General features: G+C 43.8%; 17 protein-coding genes. 4 read left to right on the plus strand and 13 right to left on the minus strand.

Annotated elements, in window-relative coordinates:
• Positions 1 to 358: 358 nt before the first annotated feature.
• From MHB41_RS17050 to MHB41_RS17075, 6 genes are all read right to left on the minus strand, one after another.
• Complete coding sequence (locus MHB41_RS17050; protein ID WP_025093874.1) at positions 359 to 550, minus strand: hypothetical protein; 192 nt, start codon at positions 548 to 550, stop codon at positions 359 to 361.
• Between the two features lie 338 nt (positions 551 to 888).
• Entirely contained in the window at positions 889 to 2,031 is a 1,143-nt protein-coding gene (locus MHB41_RS17055) for an acyl-CoA dehydrogenase (RefSeq protein WP_081124971.1), read from the minus strand.
• A gap of 16 nt (positions 2,032 to 2,047) precedes the next feature.
• Positions 2,048 to 3,160, minus strand: coding sequence for an acyl-CoA dehydrogenase family protein (locus tag MHB41_RS17060; protein WP_081124973.1), 1,113 nt, complete (start codon positions 3,158 to 3,160; stop codon positions 2,048 to 2,050).
• Between the two features lie 11 nt (positions 3,161 to 3,171).
• Complete coding sequence (locus tag MHB41_RS17065; protein WP_217008688.1) at positions 3,172 to 4,035, minus strand: 3-hydroxybutyryl-CoA dehydrogenase; 864 nt, start codon at positions 4,033 to 4,035, stop codon at positions 3,172 to 3,174.
• Positions 4,035 to 5,228 carry an acetyl-CoA C-acetyltransferase gene (locus MHB41_RS17070; protein ID WP_217008687.1) on the minus strand — a complete coding sequence of 398 codons (1,194 nt, stop codon included), beginning with the start codon at positions 5,226 to 5,228 and terminating at the stop codon, positions 4,035 to 4,037. The genes MHB41_RS17065 and MHB41_RS17070 overlap by 1 nt, the downstream gene beginning before the upstream one ends.
• 103 nt (positions 5,229 to 5,331) lie before the next feature.
• On the minus strand, positions 5,332 to 7,443 hold the full coding sequence (locus MHB41_RS17075; RefSeq protein WP_070326125.1) for a heterodisulfide reductase-related iron-sulfur binding cluster: 2,112 nt from the start codon (positions 7,441 to 7,443) through the stop codon (positions 5,332 to 5,334).
• A 143-nt stretch (positions 7,444 to 7,586) separates the two neighbouring features.
• Here MHB41_RS17075 and cls (MHB41_RS17080) point away from each other — a divergent pair, with 143 nt between their 5' ends.
• The 3 genes from cls (MHB41_RS17080) (at position 7,587) to MHB41_RS17090 (ending at position 10,086) form a co-directional block, all read left to right on the plus strand.
• Positions 7,587 to 8,783: a cardiolipin synthase gene (gene cls, locus MHB41_RS17080; protein WP_176967144.1), complete on the plus strand. Its 1,197-nt coding sequence runs from the start codon at positions 7,587 to 7,589 to the stop codon at positions 8,781 to 8,783.
• Positions 8,784 to 8,795: 12 nt separating this feature from the next.
• Positions 8,796 to 9,758 (plus strand): UV DNA damage repair endonuclease UvsE, encoded by a 963-nt coding sequence (uvsE, locus tag MHB41_RS17085; RefSeq protein WP_217008686.1) that lies wholly within the window; start codon positions 8,796 to 8,798, stop codon positions 9,756 to 9,758.
• A 73-nt stretch (positions 9,759 to 9,831) separates the two neighbouring features.
• Entirely contained in the window at positions 9,832 to 10,086 is a 255-nt protein-coding gene (locus MHB41_RS17090) for a general stress protein (protein ID WP_073207741.1), read from the plus strand.
• Between the two features lie 28 nt (positions 10,087 to 10,114).
• Here MHB41_RS17090 and MHB41_RS17095 read toward each other — a convergent pair whose 3' ends face one another.
• The 3 genes from MHB41_RS17095 to cls (MHB41_RS17105) form a co-directional block, all read right to left on the minus strand.
• Complete coding sequence (locus MHB41_RS17095; RefSeq protein ID WP_061110200.1) at positions 10,115 to 11,113, minus strand: S66 peptidase family protein; 999 nt, start codon at positions 11,111 to 11,113, stop codon at positions 10,115 to 10,117.
• 72 nt (positions 11,114 to 11,185) lie between these two features.
• Complete coding sequence (locus tag MHB41_RS17100; RefSeq protein WP_041088614.1) at positions 11,186 to 12,901, minus strand: ABC transporter ATP-binding protein; 1,716 nt, start codon at positions 12,899 to 12,901, stop codon at positions 11,186 to 11,188.
• A 105-nt stretch (positions 12,902 to 13,006) separates the two neighbouring features.
• Entirely contained in the window at positions 13,007 to 14,509 is a 1,503-nt protein-coding gene (cls, locus tag MHB41_RS17105; RefSeq protein WP_041115905.1) for a cardiolipin synthase, read from the minus strand.
• Between the two features lie 152 nt (positions 14,510 to 14,661).
• Here cls (MHB41_RS17105) and MHB41_RS17110 point away from each other — a divergent pair, with 152 nt between their 5' ends.
• Positions 14,662 to 15,633 carry a S66 peptidase family protein gene (locus tag MHB41_RS17110; RefSeq protein ID WP_061110201.1) on the plus strand — a complete coding sequence of 324 codons (972 nt, stop codon included), beginning with the start codon at positions 14,662 to 14,664 and terminating at the stop codon, positions 15,631 to 15,633.
• Positions 15,634 to 15,888: 255 nt separating this feature from the next.
• On the opposite strand, the gene argS is transcribed toward MHB41_RS17110, so the two are convergent.
• The 4 genes from argS to speB all read right to left on the minus strand — a co-directional run bounded on the left by argS (position 15,889) and on the right by speB (position 19,402).
• Complete coding sequence (gene argS, locus MHB41_RS17115) at positions 15,889 to 17,562, minus strand: arginine--tRNA ligase (RefSeq protein ID WP_340899790.1); 1,674 nt, start codon at positions 17,560 to 17,562, stop codon at positions 15,889 to 15,891.
• A complete protein-coding gene (locus MHB41_RS17120) occupies positions 17,559 to 17,981 on the minus strand; it encodes a DUF1934 family protein (RefSeq protein WP_003215400.1) in 423 nt (140 codons plus the stop codon). Before MHB41_RS17120 ends, argS begins: the two co-directional genes overlap by 4 nt.
• A gap of 124 nt (positions 17,982 to 18,105) precedes the next feature.
• Positions 18,106 to 18,453: a hypothetical protein gene (locus tag MHB41_RS17125; protein ID WP_340899788.1), complete on the minus strand. Its 348-nt coding sequence runs from the start codon at positions 18,451 to 18,453 to the stop codon at positions 18,106 to 18,108.
• 76 nt (positions 18,454 to 18,529) lie between these two features.
• A complete protein-coding gene (gene speB / locus MHB41_RS17130; RefSeq protein WP_025093863.1) occupies positions 18,530 to 19,402 on the minus strand; it encodes an agmatinase in 873 nt (290 codons plus the stop codon).
• Between the last annotated feature and the right edge of the window lie 32 nt (positions 19,403 to 19,434).

Genomic DNA, 19,434 nt, shown 5'->3' on the forward strand with positions numbered 1-19,434 from the left:
AAAATCGAGACACTCCTATTGAGCTGCCTCGACTTCGCTTTGATATCAAAATAGATACCTTTTATTCAAATCTTTATTTTTGAACGTATGACAAATCATACTAGCTACTTTCGCATTAAACATCTTTATAGTCATTTTTGTATTTTCTTTAATTACAGATAATCAGGCAAAAAAACTTTGTTCATTTATGTAGGTAGAATCATATTCATCATTTTAGAAATCCATTTAATTTAAAACACTTTCTGCACACATTTATGAATGAGATGAATTTGTTATATATTTCTCAAGCATTTTAAGAGATGACTATCTCAATTTTTACTTATACTATATAATATTTCAAAAAATTAGATGGTGAAAACTAGAGTTTCTGAAGTAATGAAATGACTATTGCTATGGTCAATATAATACCTGCAAACATTAAAACAATTAATTTTCTACGGCTATTTTCTTTTTCATTGTGATCTTTCTTTGAAGACTTTGAAAGTTCTGCGGAAACCATGATCCATATCACTAAAGTTACAATTGCTAAGATGGTAGTAGTTGTGGTCATAATAACCTCCCATATTTATATTTCCTCAATTTTAACATAATGCCAATATAATATGGATCGAAACTGGAAATGATCTTAAATTCAGGAAAACCTGACTATTACCTTGTATATAGGTAATAGCTATAAGATGAATGAAGTCTAATACTTTAGTAGTCATATTGACAATTCATATGTATCAATACTCACCACTTTATCAGTTACCAGTCACTCATACGTTAAAGCTCGTTCCCTGTTTCTGACATAATCCTAAGACAAAAAAGACCTTGGAGTATGCTAGTAATTAAACTTAATGAATCACACCCAAAAAACCACCTCACGTCGGGTGGTCTTTTTTGCTTCTACATATCTAGCAATTTCCTTGAGATGACCAGGCGCTGGATTTCCTGAGTTCCTTCATAAATTTGAGTGATTTTCGCATCTCGCATGTATCGTTCGACTGGGTAATCCTTTGTGTAGCCGTACCCGCCGAAGATTTGAACCGCTTCTGTCGTCACCTTCATCGCTGTATCACCGGCAAAGAGCTTGGACATGGCTGATTCCTTTCCATACGGGAGGCCTTTCGTTTCGAGCCATGCCGCCTGGTAAGTAAGCAGCCTTGATGCTTCAATCGCTGTGGCCATATCAGCCAGTTTAAAGGCGATCCCTTGCTGCTGAATGATTGGTTTGCCAAATTGTTTACGCTCCTTGGCATAATCAACCGCCGCATCAAGAGCACCTTGCGCAATCCCAACCGCCTGTGCAGCAATGCCGTTTCTACCGCCATCGAGTGTCATCATGGCTATTTTGAACCCTTCTCCTTCTAGACCGAGCCGGTTCCTTTCATGAATTCGGCAATCTTCAAATCGAATTTCAGTTGTTGGCGATGAACGTATGCCCAGTTTGCTTTCCTTTTTGCCAACAGAAAAACCAGGTGTCTCTTTTTCTACAATAAAAGCAGTTGTATTTCGAGACGAAGCTTCTTGGTCTGTGACGGCAAACACAATATAATAATCTGCAATGCCTCCATTTGTAATAAAAATTTTCGCCCCGTTCAGGACGTATTCACTGCCTGCCTTTACGGCCGTTGTCTTCATTCCGCCGGCATCTGAACCAGAACCGCTCTCGGTGAGCGCGTATGCTCCTATCTTCTGCCCTTCTGCAAGCGGCTTTAAATAGGTCTCCTTTTGTTCATCTGTTCCGAATGTATAGATTGGCCATGAAGCAAGAGATGTATGAGCGGACAGGGTGACACCTGTAGAGGCGCACACTCTTGAAAGCTCCTCAACTGCTATGACGTAGGCTAAATAGTCACTGCCAATTCCGCCCACGTCTTCCGGCCAAGGAATACCCGTTAAACCGAGCTCCGCCATTTTGCGGAAAATAGATGGATCATATGTCTCTGTTTCGTCTCGTTCTGCTGCTGTTGGCTCCACTTCATTTTTCGCAAAGTCTCTCACCATTTTTTGAATCATTTCATGTTCATCACTTAATTGGAACTGCATCGTGAGCCACCTCGTTTCATATTAGCTGTTTACAGATGACCAGCCTTTGAATTTCACTTGTTCCTTCATAGATTTCACAAATTTTCGCATCACGAAAGTAACGTTCTGCTTGATAGCGATTCGTATAACCATCCATGCCTAGCAAATGGATCGCTTCTGTACTGATCTCCACCGCCGTTTTTGACGCAAATAGCTTTGCCATTGATGCTTCCTTTGTGACCGGTCGATTTGCCTCTTTGAAAGAAGCCGCTTGATAGACGAGCAGTTTTGCCGCCTCAAGCTTCGCCGCCAAATCGCCCAGCCGAATGGTTGTTTCAAGACCTGCTGGATGCTGCTTTAAATAGACCACTGCCTCGGTTAATGCGGCTTCTGCAATGCCAAGGCTTTGAGCCGCAATTCCGATTCTCCCTGCATTTAAGCTGGACATGGCAATTTGAAAGCCCTCTCCTTCTGCACCGAGCAGCTGATCTTTTGGAATCCGCACGCCATCAAAATGAAGCGTGACTGTTTTTGAACCGTGCAGTCCCATCTTTTTCTCATCTTTTCCAATCGTAAATCCCGGCGTATCTTTCTCGACAATGAACGCCGATATATTTTTTCTCGCAGAAGCCGGATCGGTCACCGCAAAGACAAGATACAGTTCTGCTTCTCCGCCGCTTGTGATAAAGATTTTCGTCCCATTTAATACATAATCGCCGCCCATCCGCTCTGCTCTTAACTGAATACTGGAGGCATCTGATCCAGCCTTTGGTTCAGTCAGACAAAAGGCGCCCAGCTTCTTCCCGGATGCAAGCGGCGGGACATAAGTTTCTTTTTGTTCCTTCGTTCCAAAAGTCAAAATAGGCATCGTCACAACAGATGTATGAACGGACACAATGACACCGATGGTCGCACTCACTTTCGATAATTCATGGATTGCAATGATATACGTTGTAAAATCTGCTCCTAAGCCTTGATACGAAGCTGGTATTGGAATCCCTAGATAGCCTTGCCGCCCCATTTCACTTAAAAGGGTGTTTGGAAACCGGCCTTGTTCCATGGCTTCTACTTCAGGGAATATATGCTGGCGTGCAAATTCTGCTGTCTGTTCTCTCCAGAGACGCTGTTGATCCGTAAGCAAAACATCCATCTTGACTCCCCCTATGAGTGGTCGTGGTATGTGTAAAAACCTCTCTTTGTCTTTTTGCCCAGCCAGCCTGCATTCACGTATTTTTTCAAAAGAGGACAAGGTCGATATTTGCTGTCTCCAAGTCCCTCGTGAAGGGTATTCATAATAAATAAACATGTATCCAGTCCGATGAAATCAGCTAGACGAAGCGGCCCCATTGGATGATTCATCCCAAGTGTCATCACGCCATCAATGCTTTCTGCATCTGCTACGCCTTCATACAGGGTGTAAATGGCTTCATTGATCATTGGCATCAATATGCGGTTTGATACAAACCCTGGGAAGTCTTCCACTTCAATTGGGGTTTTGTTTAATGTCTTCGCTGTTTCATAAACAACTTGATATGTGTCATCACTCGTTTGCAGCGCTCGAATGACTTCAACCAGTTTCATGACAGGAACCGGATTCATAAAATGCATGCCAATCACTTTCTCCGGTCTGCTCGTCACAGCTGCTAATTCTGTGATCGACAAGGACGACGTGTTTGACGCAAATATGGCCTCAGCCTCTGCAAATTGATCAAGTGTTTCAAAGATTTGTTTTTTCACACTCATTTGTTCTGATGCGGCTTCTATGACTAAATGAGCCTGTTGCATGTCTTTTAAATCTGTGGAAACGGCAAGCCGCTGCGTAATATCTCGGACTGCCTGATGTGCCAGCTTTCCTTTTTCTGCCCGCTTCGTCAGTTGTTTGGTCATGGAGGAGATCGCTCGATGAATCTGCTTTTCTGATACATCATGGAGCAGGACTGTATAGCCTGACTGAGCAAACACTTGGGCAATGCCTGATCCCATTTGACCAGCCCCAACGACCATAACGGTCTCTTCTATACTCATCAATAAACGCCTCCCTTTTCATCTACCTTTATCATGATGGCGTCTCCTTGACCGCCTCCGCTGCAAATCGCCGCAATGCCAATGCCTCCGCCTCTTTGTCTTAATGCATGAATCAATGTCAATATCACGCGTGTTCCGCTTGCCCCAATCGGATGACCGAGTGCGACAGCCCCTCCGTTGATATTCATTTTCCGCCGGTCGATCCCGGTTATTTTTTCACATGCCAAAGCCACAGCTGAAAAGGCCTCATTGATTTCAAACAAATCAATATCCTCTAGGCGCTTTCCTGTTTTCTTTAAAAGCTTCTCGATGGCAAAGGCTGGTGTTTTCGGAAAATCCTTTGCCTCTACAGCAACCTGAGCATGACCGAGAACGACTGCCATTGGCTTTACGTCATGCCGTGCAGCATACGTGTCTTTCATTAAAAGAAGCGCACTTGCACCATCATTGACACCTGGTGCATTTCCAGCGGTGATGGTGCCCTTCTGATCAAAAACAGGCATGAGCTTTGACAGCCGTTCATATGACGTATCACGCCGCGGAGATTCATCTTCTGTAATCAGCCGTTCTCCCGTTTTTATTTTGACGGTGACGGGGGCGATTTCATGTTGAAAAAAGCCGTTTTTTTGCGCTTCGATGGCCCGTTCATGACTTCTGAGTGCCCACAGATCCTGCTCTTCGCGCGTGATGCCGAGCTCCTTTGCAGCCATACTTCCATACTCACCCATATGAACGCCTGTAAACGAACAGGTCAATCCATCTAAAATCATCGCATCTTGTACTGCACCATCACCCATTTTGTAGCCCCATCGCGCTTTTTTTAGCAGATAAGGAGCGTGAGACATGGATTCCATACCGCCCGCTGCGATGACCTCAGCATCTCCGGCTCGAATGATTTGATCTGCTGCGGTCACACTGCGCATGCCTGAAGCACAGACTTTATTGATGGTTTGTGTTGGAACAGACCAAGGAAGATCAGCATATCTTGCTGCTTGCCTTGAAGGAATCTGCCCTTGTCCTCCTTGTAAAACACTTCCCATGATGACTTCATCTATTTCATGAGAACCCGAAACTCTTTCCAGTGCAGCCTTGATCGCTATACCGCCTAGTTCTGCGGCAGTCAAACCACTGAGAGCGCCGCCTAGTTTCCCAAATGGTGTTCTTGCTCCAGATACAATGACCGTCGTACTCATATATGCCCCTCCCCGTTTGTTACCGCTTACATATGATTTAGGCAGCTGATGAAACAGCGCCATGGATAAGCCGATGAACATCCTATTCATCGGCCATTCATGTTTACGACACCTGCTTTCCAGGCTCACCAAACACTGATTTTTCAAGAAGTTCGGCGACATCAAATGTGCCTACCTGCTCCTCTACTTCCTTCGCCTTCGTCCCATCTCCCAGCATCGTTAAGCAATAAGGACACCCTGAGCTGATGATGGACGGCTGGACCTGTAACGCCTGCTCCGTTCGTGCAGTGTTAATCCGGGTACCCGTCTCTTCTTCCATCCACATTAAGCCCCCGCCTGCTCCGCAGCACATACCAGTTTCACGGTTGCGCTCCATTTCTTTCAGCGTCACACCTGGAATGGCTTTTAAAATGTCTCTTGGCGGGTCGTACACTTCGTTATATCTGCCTAGGTAGCAAGAGTCGTGGAAGGTAATCACTTCGTTCACTTCATGTACAGGTGTTATTTTCCCTTCTTTCACTAACTCTGCCAGTAATTCTGTATGATGGTATACTTCTGCCTCAAGTCCGAAGTCTGGGTATTCATTTTTAAATAAGTTATAGGCGTGTGGATCAATCGTGACGATCTTTGTGACGCCGTTTTTCTGGAATTCTTCAATGTTTTTTGCAGCAAGCTCTTGGAATAAAAATTCGTTGCCGAGTCTTCTTGGCGTATCGCCTGAGTTTTTCTCTTTATTGCCTAGGATGGCAAAGGATACTCCCGCTTCATTGAGGAGCTTTGCAAAGGCAAGTGCAATCTTTTGGCTTCGATTGTCATATGCCCCCATTGAACCAACCCAGAATAAATAATCAAAGGTTTGCTCTGCTTTTTTCAGCTCTTTCACTGTCGGCACATGCACATCTTCTCTCAGTTCACGCCAATTTTCTCTTTCTTTCCGGTTCAATCCCCACGGGTTCCCTTGGCGCTCAATGCTTGTCATGGCACGCTGTGCATCTGCGTCCATTTTCCCTTCAGTCAAGACAAGATATCTGCGCATATCAATAATCTTATCAACGTGTTCATTCATGACAGGGCATTGGTCTTCACAGTTTCGGCACGTCGTACATGCCCAGATTTCTTCTTCTGTAATGACCTCTCCAATAAGAGAAGGATGATATATCGAGCTGGCAGCCGACTCTTCCGCACCTGCTCCTCTCGCCTGCAGTGCCAGCTGGTTTCCTGTTGTCTGTTTGAAGGCAAGCTGCGGGACCCAAGGTGTCTTTGATGTAATAGCGGCCCCTTTATTGGTTAAATGATCTCTTAACCTTAATATCAAATCCATCGGAGACAGCATCTTCCCTGTCCCTGTTGCCGGGCACATATTCGTGCAGCGCCCGCATTCCACACAGGCATAAAGATCGATCAACTGAGACTGACGGAAGTCTTCAATTTTTCCTACACCGAAGGTCTCTTGTGACTCATCTTCAAAATCAATTTTTTGCAGCTTGCCTGGCGGGTCTAATCTGCTGACAAATACGTTCACAGGCCCTGCAATCAGATGGGCGTGCTTTGACTGAGGAACGTATACTAAGAATGTCAGCAAAATAAGAAGATGCACCCACCATGCGGCATAAAAAACAATCGCAGCCGCAAGAGGTGAAATTCCGCCCAGCAAGAAGGCAATACCAGAAGCGATTGGCTCAGTTGGTGATAGAGAGTGTCCATGCCAGATGATGTTCATGCCATTCCCAAGTAAGACTGTCAGCATTAAGCCGCCAATAAATAAAAGCACTAGTCCCGATTTGAAGCCTCGTTTTAAACGGACAAGCTTTTCCACGTATCTTCTATGGAAAGCCCATACAACGGCCACTAAAATGAGAAGTGTGACCACCTCTTGGAAAAACGTAAAGACCCCGTACACCGGACCTAAAGGAAGCCCGCTGTCTGGAATAAGCCCCTTCAGAATAAAATCAAGGGCTCCGAACTGTACGAGGATAAATCCGTAGAAAAACAGCACATGAATGATGCCGCTCTTCTTGTCCTTTAACAGCTTCTTTTGCCCAAATACGTTGACCCAAACACGCTCTAAGCGTTTCTTCATGTCTTGTTGAAACTCTTCTTTTTTACCAAGACGAATATACGCCGCTCGTGTTCGAATGAGATAAACAAACAAATACAGAGCGTAAGCGGTCACCGCCGCAAATGCGATCAAGTTGATGATTAAAAGGCTATTCATCTTGCTCCCCCTTTCATTCCCCAAAACCCTCTTTGTTCCGTTTCCATGTTGTACCTCTATCATAAATAATGAATGAGTATTCAGTCAATATTTTTTACACGTTTGGGTACACTATTGAAATATGCAAAAAAGGAGGAAGTTTCATGATCGCATTGATCATCCTACTCGTACTCATTGCCATCGTTTTGCTCGTGATGTTAGACCTTTATATGGGAAGGAAATATTTTTCTACTCACGCATTTGAACGGTCTTTTGACCAAACAAGCGGCGATGCTGCCTTTTATCATGATGGCGAACCATTTTTCGATCAGCTGATTACCGATATACAGCAGGCCTCTTCTTCTATTCATATGATGTTCTTTATTGTAAAGAACGACAAGATTGGTCAAAGGGTCTTACAAGCATTGAAAGCCAAAGCGGAGCAAGGCGTTTCCGTCTTTTTGCTGACCGACCGATTAGGCTCCTATCCGTTTGATCAAAAGGCGATTGACATGCTAGAAAGAAGCGGCATTCAATTTTACTTTTTAAATAAGCCTCGTTTTCCTTTTTTGATTTACCGTTTAAACATGAGAAATCACCGTAAAATCACGGTGATTGATGGGAAAATTGGCTATATTGGCGGATTTAATATAGGCGATGAATATGTTGGAAAGAAAGGCCGGTTTGGCATTTGGAAGGATTATCATTTGCGGATGACTGGACAGGTTGTCGCAGATCTCCAGCATGTATTTCTGAATGATTTGTACCGGTCGTCTGGTATTCATCAGCTGCAATATGAGGTTTTCCCTGCATTGGAACCGGGAACATTACAATGCACAACACGCGCGACTGCTGGCTTTTCTTTAGAAGCTTTATTTCTCCAAGATATTGAGCAGGCGAAGAAACAAATCATCATCTGTACGCCTTATTTTATTCCATCTTCCCCTCTTCTGAAGGCGCTGCTTGATGCACGAAAGCGGGGCGTCACAGTTGAAATCATCATTCCAATGAAAGCGGATCATCCACTTGTCAAAGAGGCTGGCTTTCATTATTTGAAGGACCTCATTGCCTCTGGATGTCTTGTTTATCGTTTTTATAAAGGGTTTTATCATTCGAAAGCCATTTTGATTGATTACAGCCGCTGTATGATCAGTACCGCGAATTTTGATAAACGCAGCTTGTTTTTAAACGAAGAAGTAGATGTAGCCATTGATGATCCCGCTTTTACTGCACACGTAGAAGAAAAGATTCGGGAGCATATGGAGGTTTCTGAGATCTTGACAGAAGAAACATTGTCAAAGCGCCCGCTTTTCACACGGCCGCTTGAGTGGGTTGCCGCCATGTTCTCGTATTTTTTATAAAGGAGATGACCTATGCGTTTTCGATTTGGTTATGTATCCAATGCCGTCACCTTGTGGGAAGCTTCTCCTGCCAAGTCGCTGACCTTTGCTAGATACAGCAAGCTCGCTAAGGAAGAAAGAAAAGAGGCTTTATTGCGAACAACAAAAGCCAATCTCGTGAATACATTAAGAACGCTTTATTTCGCCATTGCTCATGATATCCCGCTTTACCGTTTTTCAAGCTCGATCGTCCCGCTCGCGACCCATCCAGAGGTGCGCTGGGACTTTGTGACACCTTTTCACAAAGAATTTCTTGAGATCGGCAAGCTGGTAAAGCGGCACGGCTTACGGGTCAGCTTTCACCCCAATCAATTCACCTTGTTTACCAGCCCAAAACCTTCGATTACAGAAAATGCCGTCATCGATATGACGTACCATTATCAAATGCTTGAGGCGATGAAGCTCGATAAGGAAGGCTACATGAACATTCATGTAGGCGGGGCGTACGGCGATAAAGAATCGGCTCTTCAACGCTTTGATGAAAATATCAAACAACTTCCAGCTCATATCAAAGCGAGAATGACACTTGAGAACGATGACAAAACATATACGTCGTTGGAAACGCTTGGTGTATGTGAAAAGCATGACATTCCGTTTGTTTTTGATTACCATCATCATGTGGCAAATAAAGATGATGATGCCGCACTCGATGACATCCTGCCAAGAATGTTCGACACATGGACAAACACTGGCATTCCGCCCAAAATCCATTTGTCTTCACCTAAATCAGAAAAAGCCATACGCAGTCATGCAGATGGAGTAGATATGAACTTTGTCTTACCGCTTTTTCAAGCATTAAAACCGTATGGTCGTGATGTAGATTTCATGATTGAAGCAAAATTAAAGGATCAAGCTCTGCTCCGTCTAGTCGAAGAGCTGTCAGCGATAAGGGGCAATCGGCGGACGGGCGGGGGAACCATTGAGTGGAAAACATAGAGAAAGGTTTACCTTTGTGCAAATGGGGGTAACAAAGCTATTGTGAGAAAGTAATTAACAGGAGGATATGAAGATGTCTCAAATCTATTCAATCCGAATCGCTGCGAAAGCGTTGAATTTACATAAGCTTATTTCTCTTTATGAAAAGTGCCAGCAGGCTCAGCATCGTTTATATGTGTATTCTAAAAAGACAATGTGCAGCATTAAGAACATCGTAGAGCTTGAAACCTTCAGGCTCACTCATTTAGAATCTGACTACTTAATTGTCGTGGAGGGGAAAAAAGCACAAGACCTCCTACAGCCATTTGAAAAAGAGACGGTTTCATAAAGAAGAGCAGCCGCGGGCTGCTCTTTTGCTATATCCACTCTTTTGTTAACCAAACTTGTTTGGAGGATGCATCCATTTTCACTTGTGCCCCGATTGGCATCGTAAGCATTGGGTGCGTATGAGCACAGTCAAAATCAGCGATGAGTGGTCTTTTTGTCTCTCCGAGTACCTCAAGTAAAATCTCATAAGGCTCTTTGCCCGTCCCTTCATCATCAAACAGCTCATGTTTTCCTAAAAGAATCCCAGAAACCCGTTCAAACACGCCATTTACTTTCAATAAAGAGAAGTTCTTTTCAACAACCGACGCGGTTTTCATACAATCTTCAATGAGAAGGATGTCTCCGTTTTGGATGGCTGGCATGAACTCACTTCCCCATATGCCGTACATCGCATTCAAGTTCCCGCCGATCAATTTGCCTTCTGCTTGTCCCTCTATGACGCACAGCCAATCATTTGGACGCTGCTTTTTATCACCCGTCTTTTCTTCCCAATTGATTCGTTCATCTGTCCAAAAAGGCGGTTTTTCAATCTGATAAGGAATGGTTTGATGGGACATCAGGATGCCCTCAAACGACTGATATGTATAAGTGACAAACGGTTCAAACTCGCCAAAAGAAGGAACAAGCGCCGGTCCGTAGAAGACAGGCAGTCCCGTTTTTTCGTAGGCCGCTAAAAGAATCGCTGTCGCATCTGAATAACCAATCATGATTTTCGGATGTTGTTTCAGCAGGTCAAAATCAAGATAAGGCAGCAAACTATTTGAATTCGTCCCGCCAATCATTGACATGATGCACGCCAAGTCCTCTCTAGCCATCAGCTCATTCAGCTCATCTGCTCGTTCTTGAATTGTACCTGAACGGTAGTGATCCTCTTTCCCTGTTAATGATCCTGGTACCACAATGAATCCTTTTTGCTCAAGCCACTTCTTCGCCCGCTCATACCTAAGAGGCGAGGTCGCTGATGCAGGACTGGAAGGTGAAAAAATACCGATCTTATCGCCCTTTTGTAATCGCCGAAGCCCCTTCATTCCATCAGATCCTTCCTACAAACGTTTTTTCTATCCTAACAAAAAAAGCCCTTTATCAAAAGGGCTTTCTCTTCAATGACCAAACTGCGCTTCATGCAGTCTGCTGTACACGCCTCCCATTTGAATAAGGTCTTGGTGGCGGCCTTGTTCTTGGATGCCTTCCTCTGTCACGACGATGATACGATCGGCGTGTTTAATTGTTGCCAGGCGGTGGGCAATGACGAGTGTTGTCCTTCCGACAGCCAGTTCGCTCAGTGCATCCTGTATAGCTTTTTCTGTTTCTGTATCAAGTGCTGATGTGGCTTCATCTAAAATAAGAATCGAAGGATTTTTTAGGAACATCCGCGCAATCGACAGGCGCTGCTTTTGGCCGCCTGACAGTTTGACGCCGCGCTCGCCTATGACTGTATTTAATCCTTCTGGGAAACGCTGGACGAGTTCCTCTAAATGCGCACGACGTACAGCCTCCCAAATCTCTGCATCGCTGGCTTCTAGGTTGCCGTACGCAATGTTTTCTCGAATGGTGCCTGAGAATAAAAAGACATCCTGCTGCACAATGCCGATCTGCTGTCTTAAAGAAGACAGGGTCATCGATTTTGTACTTACACCATCAATTGTAATCTCCCCTTCATCCACATCATAAAAACGTGGCAGCAAACTGCAAATCGTCGATTTCCCGGCTCCTGAAGGCCCGACAAACGCAACAGTTTCTCCTTGTTTGATCTTCAAATCGATGTCCTTTAACACATGGCTGTGCTCATCGTAGCCGAATGTCACGTTTCGATATTCAATTTCACCTTTCAGTCCGAATACATCACGAGCTCCCTCTGTATCCTTTACATCTGGCTCTGTTTCAAGTAAGTCGACATAGCTTTTAAAGCCCGCAATTCCTTTTGGATACATTTCAATCACTGTGTTGATTTTATCAATCGGTCTGAATAAGACATTTGTAATGAGAACAAATGCGATAAATCCACCTGCCGTTAATTGCCCCTGCAGAACAAACCATGTCCCTGCCAGAAGGACAAACAGTGTCACAAGACGTGTAAGAATGTAACTGATTGAGCCGTTCACCGACATGATTTTATATGAAAGAAGCTTCGCTTTCCGAAAGCGGTTGTTGTTTTCTGCAAAACGCTTTTTCTCGAAATGTTCGTTGGCAAAAGCTTGAACAAGACGAATGCCGCCAATATTGTTTTCAACCCTTGCATGAAAGTCTCCAATGTCATTGTTCAGCTGTGTAATCGCCTGTGTCATCTTCTTATTAAAATGAAGGGCAAGCCAAATGATGACAGGCATGATCAAGAAGGTTAAGATAGCAAGCTGCCAGTTAATCATCAGCATGACAGCAAAGGCGCCAAGAATCGTCATAATTGCAATAAACAAATCCTCAGGTCCGTGATGAGCCACCTCACCAATGTACATGAGGTCATTTGTCATTCGAGACATAAGCTTACCCGTTTTGTTGTTATCAAAGAACTTAAATGAGAGACGCTGAAAATGATCAAACAGCTTCTTCCTCATATCTGTTTCAATATTGATGCCAAGCATGTGCCCCCAGTACGACACAATAAACTGCATAACCGAGCTGAGTGCATAAATGATAAACAGAGCAAGTGCGGTCCAGGCAATGACCGTCCAGTTCCCTGTCGGTAATAATGTATCAATGAAGTAGTTCACGATCAGCGGGAAACCAAGTTCCATCAATCCAACTGCGACAGCGCAAAAGAAATCTAAAAAGAACAGACCGCGATAGGGCCTGTAATAGGCGAAAAAGCGTTTTAGCATATGTAAAAGAACCTCATTTCCTCTATAATTGATAATCATTTTCAATTATAGAGGAATCCTCTTCAAAATACTAGATCAGGAAATGATTTCTTTGGCTGGAAATCCTCATAATACGCCAGAAAACAACCGGGCAAATGATTCCTTCAAACGCTCTTTTAAGCCTCTTTTATAAAAATGAACAGGGCCCATTTGCTCACATTCCTTCATATCTTCCTCATAGTGGGCCATCAATTGCTCAATTGGCTTTTTCGCAGCTGTAAAGACATTGACCTCAAAATTGAGCTGAAAGCTTCTCATATCGACATTCGCGGTACCGACAGAGGCGAGTTCTCCATCTGCGATCATCACCTTTTGATGCATGAATCCTTTCTGATAGTGATACACCTTGATGCCCTCTTTTAGAAGCTCAGAAAAATAGGATCGTGTGGCGTATTGTGTGAGAAATCCGTCATTGATCTCTGGAACCATCACCCGCACATCCACCCCTCTTGTGGCAGCGATTTTGAGCGCAGTGCGAATCGATTCGTTTGGTACAAAGTAAGGTGTGGCAATCCAGACAAATTGTTTCGCATTAGAAATGAGGGCATCATATAAATCACTCATACTTTCTTTCATATCAGGTCCAGTTGGTACAACCTGAATGACATCCTCGCCTGTCACAGAATGCGGCGTATGATACCTCGGATCATCAATTAATACTTCATCTGATACATACTCCCAGTCCAGCATAAAAACGGAGTGAAGGGTCTGAACAGCCTCACCCTTTAACATGGCATGCGTATCACGCCAAAAGCCGATCTTTTCATCCCGTCCTACGTATTCCTTGCCGACATTTAACCCGCCGACAAACCCTGTCTCTCCATCAATAATGACGATTTTCCGGTGATTTCGAAAATTGAATTTTTGATTAAAGAATCCATATTTTAAAGGTAAAAAAGGAGCGACCTTGACCCCTGCCTGCTTCAAGCGTTTAATATCTTTTCGGGAGAAGCGGATGCTGCCTGCCGCATCATATATGAAACGGACCTCTACCCCTTCTTTCACTTTTTCAATCAAAATCTCCATCATCCGGTGGCCGAGGAAATCGGATTTGAACATGTAATATTCAATATGAATGAACGATTTTGCCTTTTTTAACTCTTCAAAAATTCTGGGGAACGTCTCCTCCCCATTCTTTAAAATCTCCATATCACTATTTGTGTTCACATGCATGCCTGTTGCTTTTTCTGTGTAATGAAAAAAAGCACGCTGATTATCGGTTAAACGTGACTCATTCGGCTTACTCTCAAGCTCAGAGATTCTGCGTAATTTCTCGCGGTTATACATTCTCTTTGATTTGAATAAATGCCCCTTTACATAGAGCTGCCCTGAGAACAGATAGAACATATAGCCAATGATCGGGAAAAAAATCAGCACATATATCCATAACAGCGTGTGCTGTGATGTACGGTTCTCCAGCATGAGTGAGATGATACTAAATAAAATAATGGCGATATAAATCGCTGCGTACAGCTGAACGCTCCACGCCGGCACAGTCCACCAATACACCACATATGCCCCGAATATCATAAAATATAAAAATAAAAATTCCAGTCTTCTCTTTTTCACATTCTCCGCCCTCATTCTGTCTTTTTCTCTTCCATACCCTTTGTACAGCTTGTATGAAACGCACGACCCCTTCCTTTCTCCTAGCCTTTACAGACTGACGCTATTTGATCCGATATAATGGAGAAATACGTGATGGAAAGGAAGATTTGTTTATGCATACACCCCCACCTTTAAAAAAAGGCAGCCATATTCGGGTCATTGCCCCAAGCCGAAGTGCCAGCATTTTATCAAAAGAAGGAATTTCTCAAGCGAAAAAACGTCTGGAGTCTTTAGGGTTCACTGTCTCTTTTGGACAGCACGTCTTTGAATGTGACCTTCATTCCTCATCGTCTATTGAACACCGCTTGTCTGATCTGCATGAGGCGTTCACAGATGATGAGGTCGATGGTATTTTGACAGCCATCGGAGGCTTTAACTGCAATGAGCTTTTGCCTTATATTGATTACGATTTGATCCGACAGCATCCTAAAGTCCTTTGCGGCTATAGTGATATCACTGCACTTGCAAACGCCATTACAGCGAAATGTGATATTGTGACATATTCTGGCCCCCATTTCTCAAGCTTTCAAATGGAGCAGGGACAGGAGGAGCAGACCGCTATGTTTCAAGCTTGCTTGATGAACGGCAACGAACCGTTTGATGTGATTCCTTCGACAAAATGGAGTGATGACGCGTGGTATCTCGATCAAGCGAACAGGCAGTTTCATCCGACGAAATGGAACATATATCAGGAAGGAACAGCTGAAGGCACCTTGTTTGGCGGAAACCTTTGTACACTGAACTTACTGCAAGGGACATCGTTTATGCCGAATGTAAAGGATGCGATCTTATTTGTGGAAGATGATGAGCTGGTGTTCCCTGAAATGTTCGCCAGAGACCTTACCTCCCTCCTGCAGCATGCACAATCAATCAAAGGGTTGATCATCGGACGCTTTCAGAAAAAATCCAAGATGACAGAGGAACATTTAAGATTCATTTTAGATAAACATCCAATGCTCAAACACATCCCTGTGATTTATGATGTCGATATCGGACATACACAGCCAGTCTTCACTTTACCGATTGGTGGAAACGTTCAACTAGCGTGTACAAATGGAGACGTAAAGCTGCGCATTCATTCATAACGAAAGGCAAAAAGCACCCGAATAGGCGGTGCTTTTTTCTATCCAACCCTCCATCCCCTTCGTTAAGTAGATGTAAAAGAAAAGAGAGGAGGCAAAAATATGTTTTCTGATGTTCTAAGCCAATTATTCGATTCTATTTCTAACATAATTAATACGCTTGGATAATTTTCAAAACCCGCTATCTCTTAAGGATAGCGGGTTTTTTATACCAAAAAACCCCACTCATTCAATAGAGTGGGGCTTTCTTTTATTTCATTACATCTTTTCCGGAGCCGATACACCAATTAGTTTTAATGCATTCGCAAGCGTGATTTGTGTTGCTTTCATGAGTGAAAGACGTGCTGTTGTTTTTGTTTCGTTTTCTGCGTCAATGACCTTCTCGGCATTGTAGAAGCTGTGAAGGGCTGATGCAAGGTCATAAATATAGTTCGTCACGCGGTGCGGAATTCGCTTTTCAGCTGCTTCTGCTACAACTTCTGGGAAGCTGCCAATGATTTTCAGAAGATCGTATTCTTTTTCCGATTGAATGTGAGAGAAATCGGCTTTTTCAAGGTTCGGTTCATAGCCTTTTTCTTCACCTTGACGCAGCATGCTGCAAATTCTCGCATGCGCATATTGTGCATAGTACACAGGGTTTTCGTTAGACGTAGAAATCGCTAAGTCTAGGTCAAAGTCCATATGTGTCGCCGCACTTCTCATCGCAAAGAAATAACGAGTCGCATCTAAGCCGACTTCTTCAATCAAGTCACGCATTGTGACGGCTTTTCCTGTACGCTTACTCATCTTCATCTTTTCACCGTTTTTGTAAAGGTGAACAAGCTGAATGATTTCGACTTCAAGCTTGTCAGCTGGATATCCAAGTGCTTGAATCGCCGCTTTCATTCGAGGGATATAGCCGTGATGGTCCGCTCCCCAAATGTTAATGAGCTGGTCAAAGCCTCTGTCCAATTTGTCTTTATGATATGCGATGTCTGGAAGCAGGTAAGTGAAGCTGCCGTCCTTTTTAATCAGCACACGGTCCTTGTCATCGCCAAAATCAGTTGAACGCAGCCACGTTGCGCCGTCTTCTTCAAAAACATAGCCTTTAGCGCGAAGTGTCTCCAGCGCTGGTTCGATTTTTCCATTTTCATATAAAGAGGTTTCTGAATACCATACATCAAATGGCACACGGAAATTCTCAAGGTCTACACGTAATTTCTCTAATTCGTATTTCAAGCCGTATTCACGGAAGAACTTCATACGCTCTTCTTCCGGTTCATGCACGAAACGGTCACCAAATTCATCCGCAAGCTTTTGTCCGATGCCTTTGATGTCCTCTCCTCTGTAGCCGTCTTCAGGCATTTCTTTTTCAAGACCGAGTGCCTCAAAATAACGTACTTCTACAGATAAAGCGAGGTTATTGATTTGATTCCCTGCATCGTTGATATAGTATTCACGGCTCACATCGAACCCTGCTTTATCAAGGATGTTGCAAAGGGAATCTCCTACAGCTGCTCCGCGGGCATGTCCAAGGTGAAGGTCACCTGTTGGGTTGGCTGAGACGAATTCGACTTGCACCTTTTGACCGCCGCCTGTATTCGTTTCGCCATAAGCTCCTTTTGCCTCAAGAACAGCTGGAATGAGTTTTGTTAAATACTGATTGTTCATATAAAAGTTAATGAACCCTGGACCTGCGATATCCAGTTTTTCAATGGAAGCTTTCCCTTTATCAAATGCATTGACGATGTCCTCTGCGATTTGACGAGGTGCTTTTTTCGCAATGCGGGCAAGCTGCATCGCCATGTTGGTCGAGTAATCACCGTGAGTTTTGTCTTTCGGCACTTCTAAAAGGACATCTGGCACCTGGCTTTCATCGGCAAGTCCTGCTTTGACGACTGCCGCTATGATTTCTTCTTTTAACGCATCTTTGACCTGTTCTGCGATATTCATGAACGTAAATCCTCCTTATACGAAATCGATAATGTATGTAAATGCTTTTGATCTTCTCCTGTCAGCATATCGTACGTAATGTGCAGCAGCCCCTTGTCCACATCGAGATCAATACCATGTGTGTGCACATCTAGCTGAAGTGTACCGAATGGCATCGTGTAATGTGTGACGGTTGTTTCTCCAATGAGAAAGCGCTGCTTCATTTGAATAGCCCCTGATCTCATCACAAAAATTTCTTTTTCACTCATTTTCACAACGGTTTTTACTTGACCCATTTCATGTTCTTCATGGTAAGTGAGATACGTTTTGTCATTCTTCTCTTGGTACGTTCCAGTCGTGCGGAATTCGATCGTTTCAGCCGGCTCCGTCTCTGGTTTCATCACTGACTTTACATGAATTGAAATTTGGTTTTGTGTCATTTTGCACTTCCTTTGCTAAGACCCGTTTAACTAAAATAGTATACCATATTCACGATCGCCTATCATACCATCATTTCTCTTCTTCATGGCGATTAAACTTCGTTTTTCATCTTCAGCCATCCCTTTAGAAAAAAAGAAAAATACAACTGACCAATATGACAAGTCCAGCCTTTACGCCTAAGTCTTTTCTTTTCATTAAGTAAAAAAGAGCCTGTATGCCTGAACTTGCCAAAAGTGCCTGAAAAAAATCAAATGGTGCGATTTGATCCTTTTTAAATACCACATGCATGAATAACGCAATGGCCGTCAGATAGAAAAAGCCTCGATCGTGAAACAGCCCCAGCATCTCTTCCTTTGCTTCCTTTTTCGAAGCAAAAACAGGCGGATTAGCTGCGAGCTCTCGTTTCAGTGTGAGAAAGCCTGCCCCTAACACACATAAAGCGAGGAACACCATCAATATGGACGAAAACATGAGCTGCCTCCTTTTTTTTGACCAATGTAAAAAAAGAGCTTGTCCACATGAGATGACAAGCCCCTCTATCAACTGATTATTTCACAAAACCAAGCAGCATTTCTCGTAAAAGCTTACTCGCTGTATTCGCTGTTTGGTCAGAGTGATCATATACAGGTGCTACCTCGACTAGGTCTGCCCCAACGACTTTGACGTCAGATCCTGCAATTGCATGAATGGATGCAAGCAGCTCTTTTGATGTAATACCGCCAGCATCTACCGTTCCTGTACCAGGTGCATGAGCTGGATCAAGTACATCAATGTCGATCGTCACGTACACTGGACGCCCTTTTAGCTTTGGCAATACTTGCTTCAATGGCTCCAGCACTTCAAATTTAGAAATGTGCATACCCGCTTCTTTTGCCCATTCAAATTCTTCTTTCATTCCAGAACGGATGCCGAAAGAGAATACATTTTCAGCTCCAATCAGTCCTGCAACTTTACGAATCGGTGTTGAATGTGAAAGCGGCTCACCTTCATATTCCTCACGAAGATCCGTATGTGCGTCCATATGGATGATGGCCAAATCAGGGTATTTCTTATACATCGCACGGAAAACCGGCCAAGACACAAGATGCTCGCCGCCCATTCCTAATGGAAACTTTCCTTTTTCCAAAATGCTGTCGACATACTCTTCAATTAAATCTAAGCTTTTCTGTGCATTGCCAAATGGAAGCGGGATGTCGCCCGCATCAAAGAATGGCACCTCGTGCAGTTCACGATCTAAATAAGGGCTGTATTCCTCTAAACCGATCGATACTTCACGAATGCGGTTCGGACCGAAACGTGAACCTGGGCGGTAGCTGACTGTCCAGTCCATCGGCATGCCGTATAAAATGACCTTTGCATCTTCCCATGTCGGATGACTTCCAATAAACACTTTTCCTGAATAAGCCTCATCGAATCTCATGCAAGATTCCTCCTTTTACGCTTCAAAAAATG

The organism is Bacillus sp. FSL H7-0578, from assembly GCF_038630855.1.
GTDB lineage: Bacteria > Bacillota > Bacilli > Bacillales > Bacillaceae > Bacillus > Bacillus safensis.